This is a genomic window from Pseudoalteromonas rubra, from assembly GCF_000238295.3.
Classification (GTDB): domain Bacteria; phylum Pseudomonadota; class Gammaproteobacteria; order Enterobacterales; family Alteromonadaceae; genus Pseudoalteromonas; species Pseudoalteromonas rubra.
In genome coordinates this window covers 708,457-720,732 of sequence record NZ_AHCD03000035.1, presented here as the reverse complement: position 1 = coordinate 720,732, position 12,276 = coordinate 708,457, and the positions used below count along the sequence as shown (strand labels likewise).

At 47.9% G+C, this 12,276-nt stretch carries 14 protein-coding genes; 4 read left to right on the top strand and 10 right to left on the bottom strand.

The features are described from left to right. Window positions 1-10 precede the first annotated feature (10 nt). The gene (locus PRUB_RS14300) at window positions 11-355 is read left to right on the top strand and encodes an Hpt domain-containing protein (protein WP_010381640.1); all 345 of its coding nucleotides are present in this window, start codon (window positions 11-13) and stop codon (window positions 353-355) included. A gap of 198 nt (window positions 356-553) precedes the next feature. Next, complete coding sequence (locus tag PRUB_RS14295) at window positions 554-1,771, top strand: pyridoxal phosphate-dependent aminotransferase (RefSeq protein WP_010381638.1); 1,218 nt, start codon at window positions 554-556, stop codon at window positions 1,769-1,771. Window positions 1,772-1,790: 19 nt separating this feature from the next. Here the strand turns inward: PRUB_RS14295 and PRUB_RS14290 are convergent, their stop codons facing one another. The 7 genes from PRUB_RS14290 to PRUB_RS14260 all read right to left on the bottom strand — a co-directional run bounded on the left by PRUB_RS14290 (window position 1,791) and on the right by PRUB_RS14260 (window position 8,333). Then, on the bottom strand, window positions 1,791-2,471 hold the full coding sequence (locus PRUB_RS14290) for a M15 family metallopeptidase (RefSeq protein ID WP_010381637.1): 681 nt from the start codon (window positions 2,469-2,471) through the stop codon (window positions 1,791-1,793). Further along, complete coding sequence (dapE, locus tag PRUB_RS14285) at window positions 2,468-3,607, bottom strand: succinyl-diaminopimelate desuccinylase (RefSeq protein ID WP_010381634.1); 1,140 nt, start codon at window positions 3,605-3,607, stop codon at window positions 2,468-2,470. Before dapE ends, PRUB_RS14290 begins: the two co-directional genes overlap by 4 nt. Continuing rightward, the gene (locus PRUB_RS14280; protein WP_010381631.1) at window positions 3,604-3,954 is read right to left on the bottom strand and encodes an ArsC family reductase; all 351 of its coding nucleotides are present in this window, start codon (window positions 3,952-3,954) and stop codon (window positions 3,604-3,606) included. Before PRUB_RS14280 ends, dapE begins: the two co-directional genes overlap by 4 nt. After that, a complete protein-coding gene (locus PRUB_RS14275) occupies window positions 3,951-4,457 on the bottom strand; it encodes a PTS glucose transporter subunit IIA (RefSeq protein ID WP_010381628.1) in 507 nt (168 codons plus the stop codon). Before PRUB_RS14275 ends, PRUB_RS14280 begins: the two co-directional genes overlap by 4 nt. Continuing rightward, a complete protein-coding gene (locus tag PRUB_RS14270; protein WP_010381627.1) occupies window positions 4,457-4,837 on the bottom strand; it encodes an ACT domain-containing protein in 381 nt (126 codons plus the stop codon). Before PRUB_RS14270 ends, PRUB_RS14275 begins: the two co-directional genes overlap by 1 nt. 145 nt (window positions 4,838-4,982) lie before the next feature. Next, window positions 4,983-7,130, bottom strand: a complete 2,148-nt coding sequence (pta, locus tag PRUB_RS14265; protein WP_010381624.1) for a phosphate acetyltransferase — start codon at window positions 7,128-7,130, stop codon at window positions 4,983-4,985. A gap of 3 nt (window positions 7,131-7,133) precedes the next feature. Further along, the gene (locus PRUB_RS14260) at window positions 7,134-8,333 is read right to left on the bottom strand and encodes an acetate kinase (RefSeq protein WP_010381621.1); all 1,200 of its coding nucleotides are present in this window, start codon (window positions 8,331-8,333) and stop codon (window positions 7,134-7,136) included. Between the two features lie 326 nt (window positions 8,334-8,659). Between PRUB_RS14260 and yfbV the strand changes: the two genes are divergently transcribed. Continuing rightward, on the top strand, window positions 8,660-9,103 hold the full coding sequence (yfbV, locus tag PRUB_RS14255) for a terminus macrodomain insulation protein YfbV (protein ID WP_010381617.1): 444 nt from the start codon (window positions 8,660-8,662) through the stop codon (window positions 9,101-9,103). Window positions 9,104-9,135: 32 nt separating this feature from the next. Here yfbV and rlmA read toward each other — a convergent pair whose 3' ends face one another. The 3 genes from rlmA to xthA are packed head-to-tail and all read right to left on the bottom strand — an operon-like array spanning window position 9,136 to window position 11,392. Continuing rightward, entirely contained in the window at window positions 9,136-9,954 is an 819-nt protein-coding gene (gene rlmA / locus PRUB_RS14250; protein ID WP_010381614.1) for a 23S rRNA (guanine(745)-N(1))-methyltransferase, read from the bottom strand. Further along, a complete protein-coding gene (locus tag PRUB_RS14245) occupies window positions 9,951-10,577 on the bottom strand; it encodes an energy-coupling factor ABC transporter permease (protein WP_010381611.1) in 627 nt (208 codons plus the stop codon). Before PRUB_RS14245 ends, rlmA begins: the two co-directional genes overlap by 4 nt. 5 nt (window positions 10,578-10,582) lie before the next feature. Next, window positions 10,583-11,392 (bottom strand): exodeoxyribonuclease III, encoded by an 810-nt coding sequence (xthA, locus tag PRUB_RS14240; RefSeq protein WP_010381608.1) that lies wholly within the window; start codon window positions 11,390-11,392, stop codon window positions 10,583-10,585. A gap of 318 nt (window positions 11,393-11,710) precedes the next feature. On the opposite strand from xthA, the gene PRUB_RS14235 reads away from it, so the two are divergent. Then, window positions 11,711-12,145 carry a hypothetical protein gene (locus PRUB_RS14235; RefSeq protein ID WP_010381604.1) on the top strand — a complete coding sequence of 145 codons (435 nt, stop codon included), beginning with the start codon at window positions 11,711-11,713 and terminating at the stop codon, window positions 12,143-12,145. Window positions 12,146-12,276: the final 131 nt, after the last annotated feature.

Below are 12,276 nucleotides of genomic sequence, written 5' to 3'. Positions count from 1 at the left end.
AAGGACTAATATGAATGTAATAATTGATGAAGCTTGCCTGGACACGATGCAGTCCCTGTTAGGTGAGCAATTTTCAGACACTTTGGTATTCTGCATCAGTGAATTTGAACGACTGGAACGTGAAGTCCGCGAGTCGTTACCTGGAGACCTGGAGGCAGCGACACGTAATGCGCACAGCCTGAAATCGAATGCTGCACAGTTTGGCGCAATGAGTTTGTCAGACAGTGCCCGTGAGATTGAACTGTTTCTGCTGGAGGGAGATGTCAATTCTGCCAAAGAATCGTTAGGCAACTTATCTCAACAGGTAGCTGGCTCTACTGTAAAATTGCAGCAATGGCTGATGGCCAATGCTTAGACCGATGAGCAACGCTCACGTGCGAGCGTTGCTCAATTAGGCAGTTCAACAGGCATGACAAGCTGTTAATTTTCGCGTTACTGACAGCTTATTCTTTACTGAAAAATCAATCCGCTTTTCCTTTTTATCTTCAACAAGAAATCTCCTTTTCTTCCTGTCATTGGGGCGCTATTCTAGGAGTCTGAATGGGGAGAAATAATGATAAAAATTACTAAAAGCAGCAAACTCAATGGGGTGTGCTACGACATTCGTGGTCCTGTGTTGTCACAGGCAAAGAAAATGGAAGACGAAGGGACTAAGGTACTCAAGCTGAATATCGGCAATCCAGCTGCCTTTGGCTTTGATATGCCTGAAGATATGCACCGTGACATCATTCGCAATTTGTCGGATGCTCAGGGCTATTGTGATTCTAAAGGGCTATATTCTGCCAGAGTAGCGGTGTATCAGCATTATCAGCAAAAAAATCTGCCAAATATCAGCGTAGACAACATTTTTATTGGTAACGGGGTGAGTGAACTTATCCAGATGGTCACTCAGGCGCTATTAAATGATGGCGATGAAGTATTGATCCCGGCACCCGATTATCCGTTATGGACCGCTTCTGTTAAGTTGTCGGGGGGGAAGCCGGTACACTATTTGTGTGACGAAGCGGCTGACTGGTTCCCTGACTTGGCTGATATACGGGCTAAAATTACCCCAAAAACGCGTGCGCTGGTACTGATCAATCCGAATAATCCAACCGGTGCTGTGTATAGCAAAGCTTTGCTGGAAGGGCTCATTGATATTGCCAGAGAGCATAACCTGTTGCTGCTCAGCGATGAAATCTATGAAAAGATCCTCTACGATGGCGCCGAGCATTGGTCAATTGCTTCATTGTGCGATGATCTACCGGTGATCACTTTTAATGGCCTTGCTAAGACGTATCGGGCTGCCGGTTTACGTATGGGCTGGATGGTGTTAAGTGGCAAAGTCTCCGCCATGAAAGATCTGATTGATGGCCTGAACATGCTGGCATCTATGCGTTTATGTGCCAATGTACCGGCACAATTTGCCATTCAGCAGGCACTGGGTGGGGTTCAGTCGATAGATGCATTGATCCAACCCGGTGGACGGTTATATGAGCAACGGCAGATAGCATGGCAAGGGCTGAATGACATGCAGGGCGTATCTTGTGTCAAACCTATGGGGGCGTTATACGCGTTTGCCAAAATTGATACGCAACATTTCAATGTGAAAAATGATGAGCGAATGATGCTTGATTTGTTGCGTGAAGAGAAAATTTTGCTGGTACACGGCAGAGCGTTTAATTGGCCTCAGCCAGACCATTTCCGTTTGGTTTTTTTACCACATATGGATGAGCTGGAGCCTGCTATGGCGCGAATGCAGCGATTTTTTGAACACTATCGCCAGCAATAACGATTTCTGTATTGCTGACTTAGTCACATATGTTGTCAATGTACTGATCATACAGCGTTGGCAACATAGCCAAGATAGTGTCCTTCGCTGCAACGTCATGAGCGTCAATCACGGTTGTCAGTGTTTGCAACGACAATGCCGTCATCATTTGTGTGGCACAACGGCGGTGACTGATGTGCCAGGGTTCAGCCGCAACGCCTCCCTGGTAACGCTGATAGGGTCGAAAAAAACCAAACTCTGCTAAATGTTCGCTCAGCCAGGCATTAAATTCGCCAAAAGGCCCATCTTGCTCATACTCCCAGGGCTCCAATTGAAGCTGCTGTCCGTCAGGCAGACAATTGCGCGCGTAAACATCCAGATCAGTGCCAAAGTGATGCCGGCTTGCGCCTGGCAGCGCTGAGTAAAGCATGATTGCGTGCACTCGTGCTTGTGGTGATAACAAAGCCAGGTCAACTGGTTCATTTTGACTGTTCAATACTGGACGCACACCGTTTATCTTGTTGTTCCAGATCAGACATTGACGATGGAAGTCACGATGTGCCGAGGCGATACTGAAGGTAAACCCGGCGCGCTCGGCCGCTTTGCTAAGCGCGCAGAGGTCACGTTGCACCGCACTATGGACCATCACATTCTCTACCGCAATCAAATGGCTGGTGGACAGGCCTGATGCCTGCGAGGCAAGCGTGCTGAGTTGGATCATGTAAGTAGTTTTTCCAGGATCAATTCATAGATTGCCGCAAGCTGGTCGAGAGATTCAGTGCTCACACACTCATTGACCTGATGGATGGTGGCATTCACCGGGCCCAGTTCAATCACTTTACAACCGGTTTGCGCGATGAAGCGACCATCAGAGGTTCCGCCAGTGGTTTCCGGGTTCGAATCAATCCCGGTGACTGTTTTGATGGCGTCTAGGGTAACACTCAGCAAAGGACCAGGCTCTGTTAAAAAGGGCAGACCGTTGAGTGTCCAGTGAAGCTCATAGTCGAGGTCATGTTTGTCGAGTATTTCGGTTACACGCGTCTTGAGTTGCTCTGCGGTCACTTCGGTACTAAAACGAAAATTAAACTGCACATCCAGGCTACCCGGGATGACATTACCGGCCCCGGTGCCACCGTGGATATTCGAGATCTGAAAACTGGTAGCCGGGAAAAAAGCATTGCCCTGATCCCATTGGGTGGTGCTGAGTTCAGTCAGCGCGGGTGTACTGAGATGGATTGGGTTCTTGGCTAAGTGCGGATAGGCAACATGGCCTTGTACTCCCTTGATGGTCAGATGCCCCGTGAGTGAACCACGACGTCCGTTTTTAACCACATCACCAAGCTGATCCCTGGATGAGGGCTCGCCAACCAGACACATGTCTATTTTTTCATTTCTTGCTTCAAGTAAATCCACCACTTTGGTGGTGCCATTGATAAAGGGGCCTTCCTCGTCAGAGGTAATTAAAAAGCTGATTGACCCTTTGTGGTCTGGAAAACGCGTGACAAAACGTTCAGTCGCCACCACCATAGCAGCCAGTGACCCTTTCATATCGGCAGCACCACGGCCATGCAGCATACCGTCGTGGATTTCACCCGAAAAAGGCGGGTAGTGCCAGTCACGTTCGTTGCCAACGGGTACCACGTCGGTGTGGCCAGCAAAGCAAAAGTGTGGCCCTTCATCTCCTTTGCGTGCCCAGGTATTGAGTGTATCAACGAAGAAGTGCTCTTCGACATTAAACCCCAGTGCACTCAGGCGAGCATTGATCATTGCCTGGCATCCGGCATCCTCAGGCGTGACGGAAGGGCGCTGTATAAGTGCCCTGGCCAGGGCGACTACTTCACTGTGTGTCTCACTCATAGTGAGAAAATTTCCTGATACTGTGGCGCTTTAAAGCCCAGGTGATATTGGCCAGCGTGCAGCAGAATAGGACGTTTTATCATGGCAGGGGCGGCTAACATATGTGTTTGTGCACTGTCAGCATTCAGGTTTTGTTTGTCTTCATCGCTGAGTGCACGATAGGTGGTACCACGTTTGTTCAGTACATTTTCCCAGCCCAGTGCCGCAACAAATTCAGCCAGCATTTGCGCATCGAGCCCGTCTTTGCGGTAGTCGTGAAAGGTGTAGCTGATGTCGTTTTGTTCAAGGAATTTCTTTGCTTTTTTAATCGTATCGCAATTGCTGATACCGTACATAATGGTGGTCATAAATTACATGCTCTGGATAATGTGATAAGCGGATCTTTACCCGCAGTGACTTGATTTAAAGGATAATAACACGGTCCCAGTTTGTCTGCATTGAGCAATAGCAGGGTGCCCAGCACATCGACATCGCCCGGTACATCGAAGTAGCACAAGATATCGCCCATCGCGACGTGTTTTTTACCATAGCTGTGCTGAATGAGGTGTTCAGTTCTTCGGTACTCTGCCGGGATCAGTAGATGCAATAGCAGGAGCAATCCCGATTTTGTTCTCAGGACAAACTCACAACCGTGTTGACTGATTTTTTCTACCTTGGCGGGGCAGGGTGCCAGCATCATCGCCGAATTCAATTTCACACAAACTCCGGGGCCCAGCATACCGCTAGAAAATAATGCCTCTGGATGTTGACTCGCTGGGTGAACTTTACCCGTAAAGGGGCTGGCAATATGCATAATCGGGTTGGCAATTTGCGCAATGGGGGCGTAATTAATTTGCTGTGATAAATGCATCAGACAAACAGGTATCCGTCTTTTTTGAGCGCCTTAATAGCGTCAGGTAGTTGAGCTTCTTTAACCAGAATATAGTCAGTGTCGTAGGTGGAAATGGAAAAAATGGAGACATTAGCACTGGCCAGGACGCCAGATATATTGGCCATGATGCCAGTGAGTGAAAACCCAAGTGGGCCAATGACTTCTAGTGCGCGCCAGTGTGGCTCAGTGGCGAAACTATTAAACACCAGGTCGCTGGGACAGACAATTGAGAGCTCTTCAGAGGTTTTGGCGATGAAAAAGATTTCGGCTGACATTACTTCTGCGGGCACAGCCTGATCACTATCCAAACTATGGATGGTAAAATTGTGTGGCAATACCTGTAATGTTTGCTTCGACATATCCGAGTCCCGACATCTTCGACTCTGTAATAGTATAGTCAAGCATAGCTAAAAGAAACCTTTTTCCGTTGGCTGCACAGCTTGTCAGGTTATAATTCGGGAAGTGGGCATACTTCCCGAATTAGACGACAGATTGACCGGGGTGTTACTGGTCGTTTTGTCCTGCCTGGATTGCAGTCAGTGCGATGGTATACACGATATCATCAACCAATGCACCACGGCTAAGGTCGTTCACGGGCTTGCGCATACCTTGTAACATGGGGCCAATACTGATTAGATCGGCGCTCCGCTGAACAGCTTTGTAGGTGGTGTTACCAGTATTGAGGTCCGGGAATACAAATACTGTCGCTTTACCTGCCACTTTACTGTTCGGCGCTTTTTTACGTGCCACATTTTCCATGATAGCTGCGTCGTACTGTAGCGGACCGTCAATATCGAGATCCGGGCGTTTTTCCTGCGCAATGCGTGTTGCTTCGCGTACTTTGTCTACGTCAGCACCCTGGCCGGAGGTACCCGTGCTGTAGCTGATCATGGCCACTTTTGGCTCAATGCCAAATGCAGCGGCAGACTCTGCTGATTGAATCGCGATATCAGCCAGTTGTTCCGCGGTTGGGTCAGGGTTAATAGCACAGTCACCATAAACCAGGACCTGATCGGGCAGCAGCATAAAGAATACAGAGCTGACCAGGGATGAATCCGGGGCTGTTTTGATGAGCTGAAGTGGCGGGCGGATCGTATTTGCAGTGGTGTTGACTGCGCCTGATACCAGACCATCGACCTTGTCCTCGGCCAGCATCATAGTACCCAGTACCACGTTATCTTGTAGTTGTTCGGCAGCGACAACTTCAGTCAGGCCTTTGTTTTTGCGCAGTTCAACCATAGGTGCAATGTACTTCTCAACTTCTTCTTGCGGGTCAAGAATGGTGACATTGTCGTTGAGCTCAACCCCTTGTTGCGCCGCAATACGCTCTATCTCTTCGCGCTCTCCCAGTAATACCGTTTTAGCAATACCGCGCTCACCACAGATTGCCGCGGCCTTAATCGTGCGAGGTTCATTGCCTTCCGGCAGTACTATGATCTTATTTGCTTTTCGCGCTGAGTCTGTCAGCAAGAAGCGAAAAGCGGGTGGCGATAATTTTCGCGTCCGGGCCACGCCCTGAGCTAAAGAATCGAGCCAGTCAGCATCAATGTGATCGGCGTTGTGCTGCTTTACTTTGTCGATGCGCTGTTCGTCGTCAGCAGGGACTTCCATGTTGAAGTTATGCAGCAACAAAGACGTTCGCCATGTATCCGCTGTGGTCGCTAAGATCGGCAGACCCGTTGCCATTGCTTGCTCACACAGCTCCATAATTTTGGCTTCGGGTTTGAATCCACCGGTGAGCAAAATGGCACCGAGCTTAGTACCGTTCATGGCACTCAGACAGCCAGCAACAAGAATATCAGAGCGGTCACCTGGCGTAACCAGTAGTGCACCTGGCGTGAAATGATTCAGGATATTTGACACTGTGCGGGCACAAAAGGTCACTCGTCTTAAACGTCGGTGTGCCATGTCACCAGCGTTGATGACTTCAGCACCGAGGTAATTGCTCAGGTCAACGACACGTGGCGCAACTAGATCAAAGTCCCAGGGGATAGCCCCCAGCAACATAAATGGGTGCTTGCGGAAGACAGGCAACGAGGCGAGTCTGTTCAGTTCATTTTCCAGCTGCTCGGGCTCATGTTGATCAACTAAATCTGCACGTGCTCGGCCATCTTCGTCCAGTGGCGCGTTTACCTTATTAAAGATGCAGCCCAATACCCGCGGATGCTCGACGCCACCATAGTTACCAGCGGCGATCTCCAGACGATCCTCGAGTTGATCGTTGCTGTCATTGCCCGGGGTAAGCACAAACACAATATCCGCACCGAGTGTTTGTGCGATCTCCCGATTAACACGACCTGCATAAGGCTGACGACGGGTAGGGACCATGCCTTCGATGATAGCCACTTCCCCTGGGTTGATGGCGCTTTCAAAACGCTCAACGATTTCTTCGAGCAAATCGTCGCCTTTCCCGTCACCTATCATTTGTTCTGCGTAGCTGAGCTCAAACGGTTTTGGAGGAGAAATCGAAGAACCTTGTTGGACGATCAAAGTTGATTTTTCAGGGCCGGTGTCTTCTTTTCGTGGTTGTGCAATCGGTTTAAAAAAGTTTACCGCAACGGCTTTTTGTTCCAGCGCTCGAACTATCCCAACTGACACTGACGTTAGGCCAACACCGGTGGAAATAGGGATCAACATAATACGACGGCTCATGGCTTATTGCTCCTGTGCCAGTTGCGCGGCATCATGGGCAATCACCCACTCTTCATTGGTTGGGACGACAAGTGCCTTAGGGCCAGTACCCGGGCGCGTAATTTCGCCCTGTTTGCCAAAGCGCGCATCCAGGTTCGCTGTTGCATCAATGGCCATACCCAAGAACCCGAGTTGTTCGACAACTTTAGCCCTGATCACATCTGAATTTTCGCCAATCCCTCCGGTGAACACCACGGCATCTACGCCACCCAACGGTACGGCAAAACTGGCAATTTGTTTAGCTAAGCGATAACAGAACATCTCCAATGCCAGCGTTGCCTGTGGGTGTCCGTCCGCTGCCGCTTCTTCAATGGTGCGGCAGTCATTCGACAGTTCACTGATCCCCAGCAGGCCACTTTGTTTGTTCAGTAATGTGTCGACTTGCTCAACGCTGTAATTTAGCTGATTAACCAGATAGGAGAAAAGTCCCGGATCGATGTCGCCACTGCGAGTGCCCATGATCAGACCCTCCAGTGGCGTGAGTCCCATGCTGGTATCGATTGATTTACCGTCTTTTATCGCACACACTGAGCAACCGTTGCCGAGGTGTGCAGTAATAATACGAGAACTTTTCTGTTCAAGCCCTAATGCTTTGATGGCCTGAGTCGATACAAAGTAGTGGCTGGTCCCATGGAAACCATAGCGACGAATACCATGGGTTTTATATAAGTCATAAGGCAACGCGTACAGGTAGGCACTGGGGGCCATGCTTTGATGAAACGCGGTATCAAAGACGGCAATTTGGGGTAAGTGGCTAAATGCCTGGGTAGCAGCGTCAATGCCGAGGAGGTTAGCCGGGTTATGCAATGGCGCCAGATCTGCTGTTTTAACAATAGCCTGGTGCACGGTGTCATCTATCAGTGCTGATTGTGTGAAGTGTTCGCCACCATGTACGACACGGTGACCCACAGCAACCAGTTCATTGTCGAGGTTGAGGGATTTGACCAGTTCGACAAGTTTGTCGATGGCAATTTGGTGTGCGTCGCCAGCATTGAGCGTGATGATGTGTTTTTCGCCATCGTGCTTATATTTAATTTGTGGGCTGTCTTCGCCAAGGCGCTCAGCGAGCCCAGAAAGGTGTTCCTGAGCGGTGTTTGGGTCTATGATTGCGAACTTGAGGCTGGAGCTGCCACAATTGAGTACCAGAACATGGGTAGATGACATAATGACTATCCGTTTTGACAATAACTGTTATTGCGTATTAAGCTAAATGAAAAGGCGCATTTAGCTTAATATTAGACTAAGGTATAATTGACGAGTATAAAGTTAATTTTACCCGATTTTTTTGAGAAACGTTAGGCCATCGATATTGGTTTATCGTGTTTTATTGCGAGTTTTATTGGTTGGTAAGCAGGCGCGGGTCGATGACAGGTAAGCAACGGGTTAATGGTGTTGCTTGGTATCCTGAAATTGACTAAATGTAAGTTGCCCGTTGCGGTTTTAAATCAATATAATGCGCAGAGAGTTTTCCCTCGCACCCGGGAGTTATGATGCAGAAAAGTCTTATTTCACAAGTGCAACTTGGACGTCAGTACGCCAAAGAATGGCCAATGCGCAAGGAATTGACGCTGTTATTTCCCGAATTCAGAGTGATCAAAGCCACTGAATTTGCCCTTCAGGTGATGCCTGCGCTGGCGATTATTTCGGTTTTTGTCCAGACGTCGTACCTTGGAATGGCTTATTTGCCTCAGGCCATTACGATTGCGCTATTCTTCTTGTCTTTGCCTGTTCAGGGTTTACTTTGGTTGGGGAAGCGGGCGGATACTCGGTTGAATCCGGCCTTGAATAGTTGGTATAAAGAGCTTTATCACAAAATGGTGGCCAATGGGTATCAGGCCGATGCTGCACGAGATCCTAAGTATCGTGAACTGGCGAAACTGCTGAACGATATGTTTGAGAAAATGGACAAAGCATTTGCAAAAGAAAACCTCTGATAAGTCAGAGGTTTTTTTATGGGCCATACGGACTAATCAGTTACCAGACCAGATTTTTGGTAGCGTGTGATCAGAAACGAAAAGGTTACCTCGTGATGGCTTGCTTGATCTAATGCCTGGTAGTGGCTTTCTTTGAATTTCCATGCAAAGGGCGTCATTTTTATCAAGTGCTTAATGACGTCTGTCGCGACTTTATGTGTCTGCTCAAGATGCTCCTGAGCCACTTCAGTAAAGCCCTTTGGACAGTCAGGTGCATCATGTAATCTCACTTTATCGTAGATATGTGTTTTAAGTTCGTACAAGTGCTTAGGACCAGGGCTGACAACCAGTAGCTGGCCTTCAGGCTTGAGTAAGCGGGCCATTTCGTCAGCAAATACCGGCGCAAACACACTCAGCAACACATCTGCTTGGTGTTCGACAAACGGTGTATCTTTAATTGAGGCAACACTAAACCGGACCTGAGGATAGCGTTTTGCCGCATAACGGATAGCCGGTTTTGAGATGTCTACACCAAATACCTGGCTGGTTGCTGGCAGCGTGTTAGCAATTGCCTGAGTATAAAAGCCTTCTCCACAACCTAAGTCGATAACAGACTCATTGGCCAATGTGGCTATGGTGTGTGCCAGGTGAGTTTGTAAAAACTGATAGTGCTCGGTGGCAAAAAAGTTGCGTCGGGCCTGAACCATGTCTAAATTATCACCCGGCTGGCGGGACTTCTTAAATTGGACCGGGAGGAGATTAACATACCCTTCTTTCGCTACATCAAATTGATGATTGTGTTCACAACGAAGCGTTTTATCTTGTTCAGTCAAAGGTGCTGAGCAAATGGGGCAGCGATAATGTAGCATCATTTATCTAAGTAATCCCTATCGTAAAAGGTTTTGACCCAGTGTGGGCGGTAAGTGATCAATAAAGTGATGGCCATTCCATTCAGCATGGCTTCCGGAAACCACATGATGATCGCATAAAAGATATAATTGTCGACCAGTACAGGCCAGTCATAAAGGCCAATGCTTAGGTAATACAGTGCACTTATCGCAATTTTACTGGCTGCAACCAGGCCGCCACACAAAAATGCACAGACAAAGATATAGACAAAAAAATGGCGACTGAGAAAGTGATAACAGAGTAAAAACAGGCCGTAGCTGAGATAAACCGGGAGTAGTGCGGTAAACAGCCAGAATGTCCATAAGTTTTCGATGGGCATAGGGCCAAAGATATAACTGAGCAAAGTCGCGAGCGTGGCACATAACAGGCCCATGTGCCAGCCGAGCGTGAGTGTTGCAGCGGTGATCCCCAAAATATGGATAGACAGGTGTGGCAAGATACCTGCCTGGATCTGCCAAAGCAGCGCCAGCACCAGGGCACAAGCCAATACGCCGGTTTGTCTTGCCGGTGTGTGTAGCAATGCCTGGTACTGTTGTTTGTTGAAGCTCAGGGCAAATAAGCCCATGGCCATGAGTACTGTGAACATATCAGTTACAGATCAAAGGTCGCCCAGACTGGCGCATGATCTGAAGGCTTTTCAATACCGCGCAGTTCATAGTCGATATCACTTTCAATGCATTTTGCCATCAAAGGGGCAGTCGCAAGGACAACGTCGATACGCAGGCCGCGATTGTCGTCAAACCCTTTAGAGCGATAATCAAACCACGAGTACTTCTCGCTCGCATCCGGAGTTAGCTCACGGAAAGTATCTTTCAGGCCCCAGTCGAGCAAGGTTTGCAGCCATTCACGCTCTACGGGCTGGAATGAACATTTACCCGTTTTAAGCCAGCGCTTACGGTTAGGCTCGCCGATCCCTATATCCAGATCGACAGGAGAAATATTAATGTCACCCATTACAATCAAATGCTCATTGTTATCGGCAGTGCTGTCCAGGTGAGTCATCAAATCCGCATAAAACTGACGCTTGTATGGAAATTTGGTTTCGTGGTTAATATTGTCACCCTGTGGGAAGTAACCATTCATAACTGTGACATCTTCACCGCTCTCGCTTTCAAAGGTCCCGATTATCATGCGCTTTTGCGATTCTTCTGTGTCTGTTGAGAATCCCTTTTGGATCTGTTTAGCCGGCTTTTTAGAAAGTAGTGCGACACCATAGTGGGCTTTTTGGCCATGAAAATAGACGTGATAGCCCATCGCTTCAACGTCAGCGACCGGAAAGGCTTCATCATGAACTTTGATTTCCTGCAAACCGATGACATCAGGTTGATGCTTGTCGATCAGAGCCTGCAGCTGATGCAAACGGGCACGCAGACCATTTATATTGAATGAGATAACTTTCATAGTTGTTGTTCTTTAATGTGCGGAATAAAGTGGTGCTAAGTCTATCATTTATGTTTGCGTGAATGGAGAGGGTAGTGAGATTTTACCTGGTTGCGTTTGAGGCCGAAGTTGGTAAGTAGCAGGCGTTTTATGTGTTCCATAAAGCGGTATTTATAGAGCGAAAATTTGTTAATGAACGCGAAAATTGTAACGGCTTTAAAGCGCCTGATTAGGGAGTTGTGAATAGGCTATTAAATGATCAGAAAAGTTTGTTTTTGCCATTTACACGGGGAAACTTGTATATATAATGCGCACCAATTCGTTCATTTGGGGTAAATTATGTTTAAGTCTCTCTCTCTTGTTACACTGATTTCGATTGCATCTTTTTCTGCTGCTTCTGAGGCACAGGTTGTGAGCGGTAACGCATCACCAGAATCTAAAGTATGTGCTATCGCGGCGGAGCAAGGTCTGAGTGCTGCACGCGCGTATGGTTCCAAGCACGGTGTGTTCGTATCACGTTTTTCTAAAACACTTGAGTGTAACGGTGAAGACATTCGTTCATTTGCCAAGCAAGCTAAAGCTGAGTCTGCGAATGAACAAGCAAAAGTAAAACTGATTGCTAAAAATGGGTCGATTGCGACTGAGTTATGCCTTAAGGCTGCTAAAGAGGGGCTATCAAGCCTGGATAAATATCGCCATCAGGCACGTAACCTGAAGTGCAATGATGTACCGGTGAAGCAGTTTATTAAACACATCAATAATACTGCTATTTAAGTATCCACGAAGGATGCAACAAAAGCCCGCAATGCGGGTTTTTTTGATCTTATTGTACACATACTATATGAGGTCCACCGGAAGGGCGCCAATATTTTTCACCTGTTCAAATGTAACTTCTGCATTAATTT

Bases quoted from the DNA above. Each gene is read 5' to 3' on its own strand.
- PRUB_RS14300 (WP_010381640.1), top strand. From the start codon at position 11: ATGAATGTAATAATTGATGAAGCTTGCCTGGACACGATGCAGTCCCTG.
- PRUB_RS14295 (WP_010381638.1), top strand. From the start codon at position 554: ATGATAAAAATTACTAAAAGCAGCAAACTCAATGGGGTGTGCTACGAC.
- PRUB_RS14290 (WP_010381637.1), bottom strand. From the start codon at position 2,471: ATGATCCAACTCAGCACGCTTGCCTCGCAGGCATCAGGCCTGTCCACC.
- dapE (WP_010381634.1), bottom strand. From the start codon at position 3,607: ATGAGTGAGACACACAGTGAAGTAGTCGCCCTGGCCAGGGCACTTATA.
- PRUB_RS14280 (WP_010381631.1), bottom strand. From the start codon at position 3,954: ATGACCACCATTATGTACGGTATCAGCAATTGCGATACGATTAAAAAA.
- PRUB_RS14275 (WP_010381628.1), bottom strand. From the start codon at position 4,457: ATGCATTTATCACAGCAAATTAATTACGCCCCCATTGCGCAAATTGCC.
- PRUB_RS14270 (WP_010381627.1), bottom strand. From the start codon at position 4,837: ATGTCGAAGCAAACATTACAGGTATTGCCACACAATTTTACCATCCAT.
- pta (WP_010381624.1), bottom strand. From the start codon at position 7,130: ATGAGCCGTCGTATTATGTTGATCCCTATTTCCACCGGTGTTGGCCTA.
- PRUB_RS14260 (WP_010381621.1), bottom strand. From the start codon at position 8,333: ATGTCATCTACCCATGTTCTGGTACTCAATTGTGGCAGCTCCAGCCTC.
- yfbV (WP_010381617.1), top strand. From the start codon at position 8,660: ATGCAGAAAAGTCTTATTTCACAAGTGCAACTTGGACGTCAGTACGCC.
- rlmA (WP_010381614.1), bottom strand. From the start codon at position 9,954: ATGATGCTACATTATCGCTGCCCCATTTGCTCAGCACCTTTGACTGAA.
- PRUB_RS14245 (WP_010381611.1), bottom strand. From the start codon at position 10,577: ATGTTCACAGTACTCATGGCCATGGGCTTATTTGCCCTGAGCTTCAAC.
- xthA (WP_010381608.1), bottom strand. From the start codon at position 11,392: ATGAAAGTTATCTCATTCAATATAAATGGTCTGCGTGCCCGTTTGCAT.
- PRUB_RS14235 (WP_010381604.1), top strand. From the start codon at position 11,711: ATGTTTAAGTCTCTCTCTCTTGTTACACTGATTTCGATTGCATCTTTT.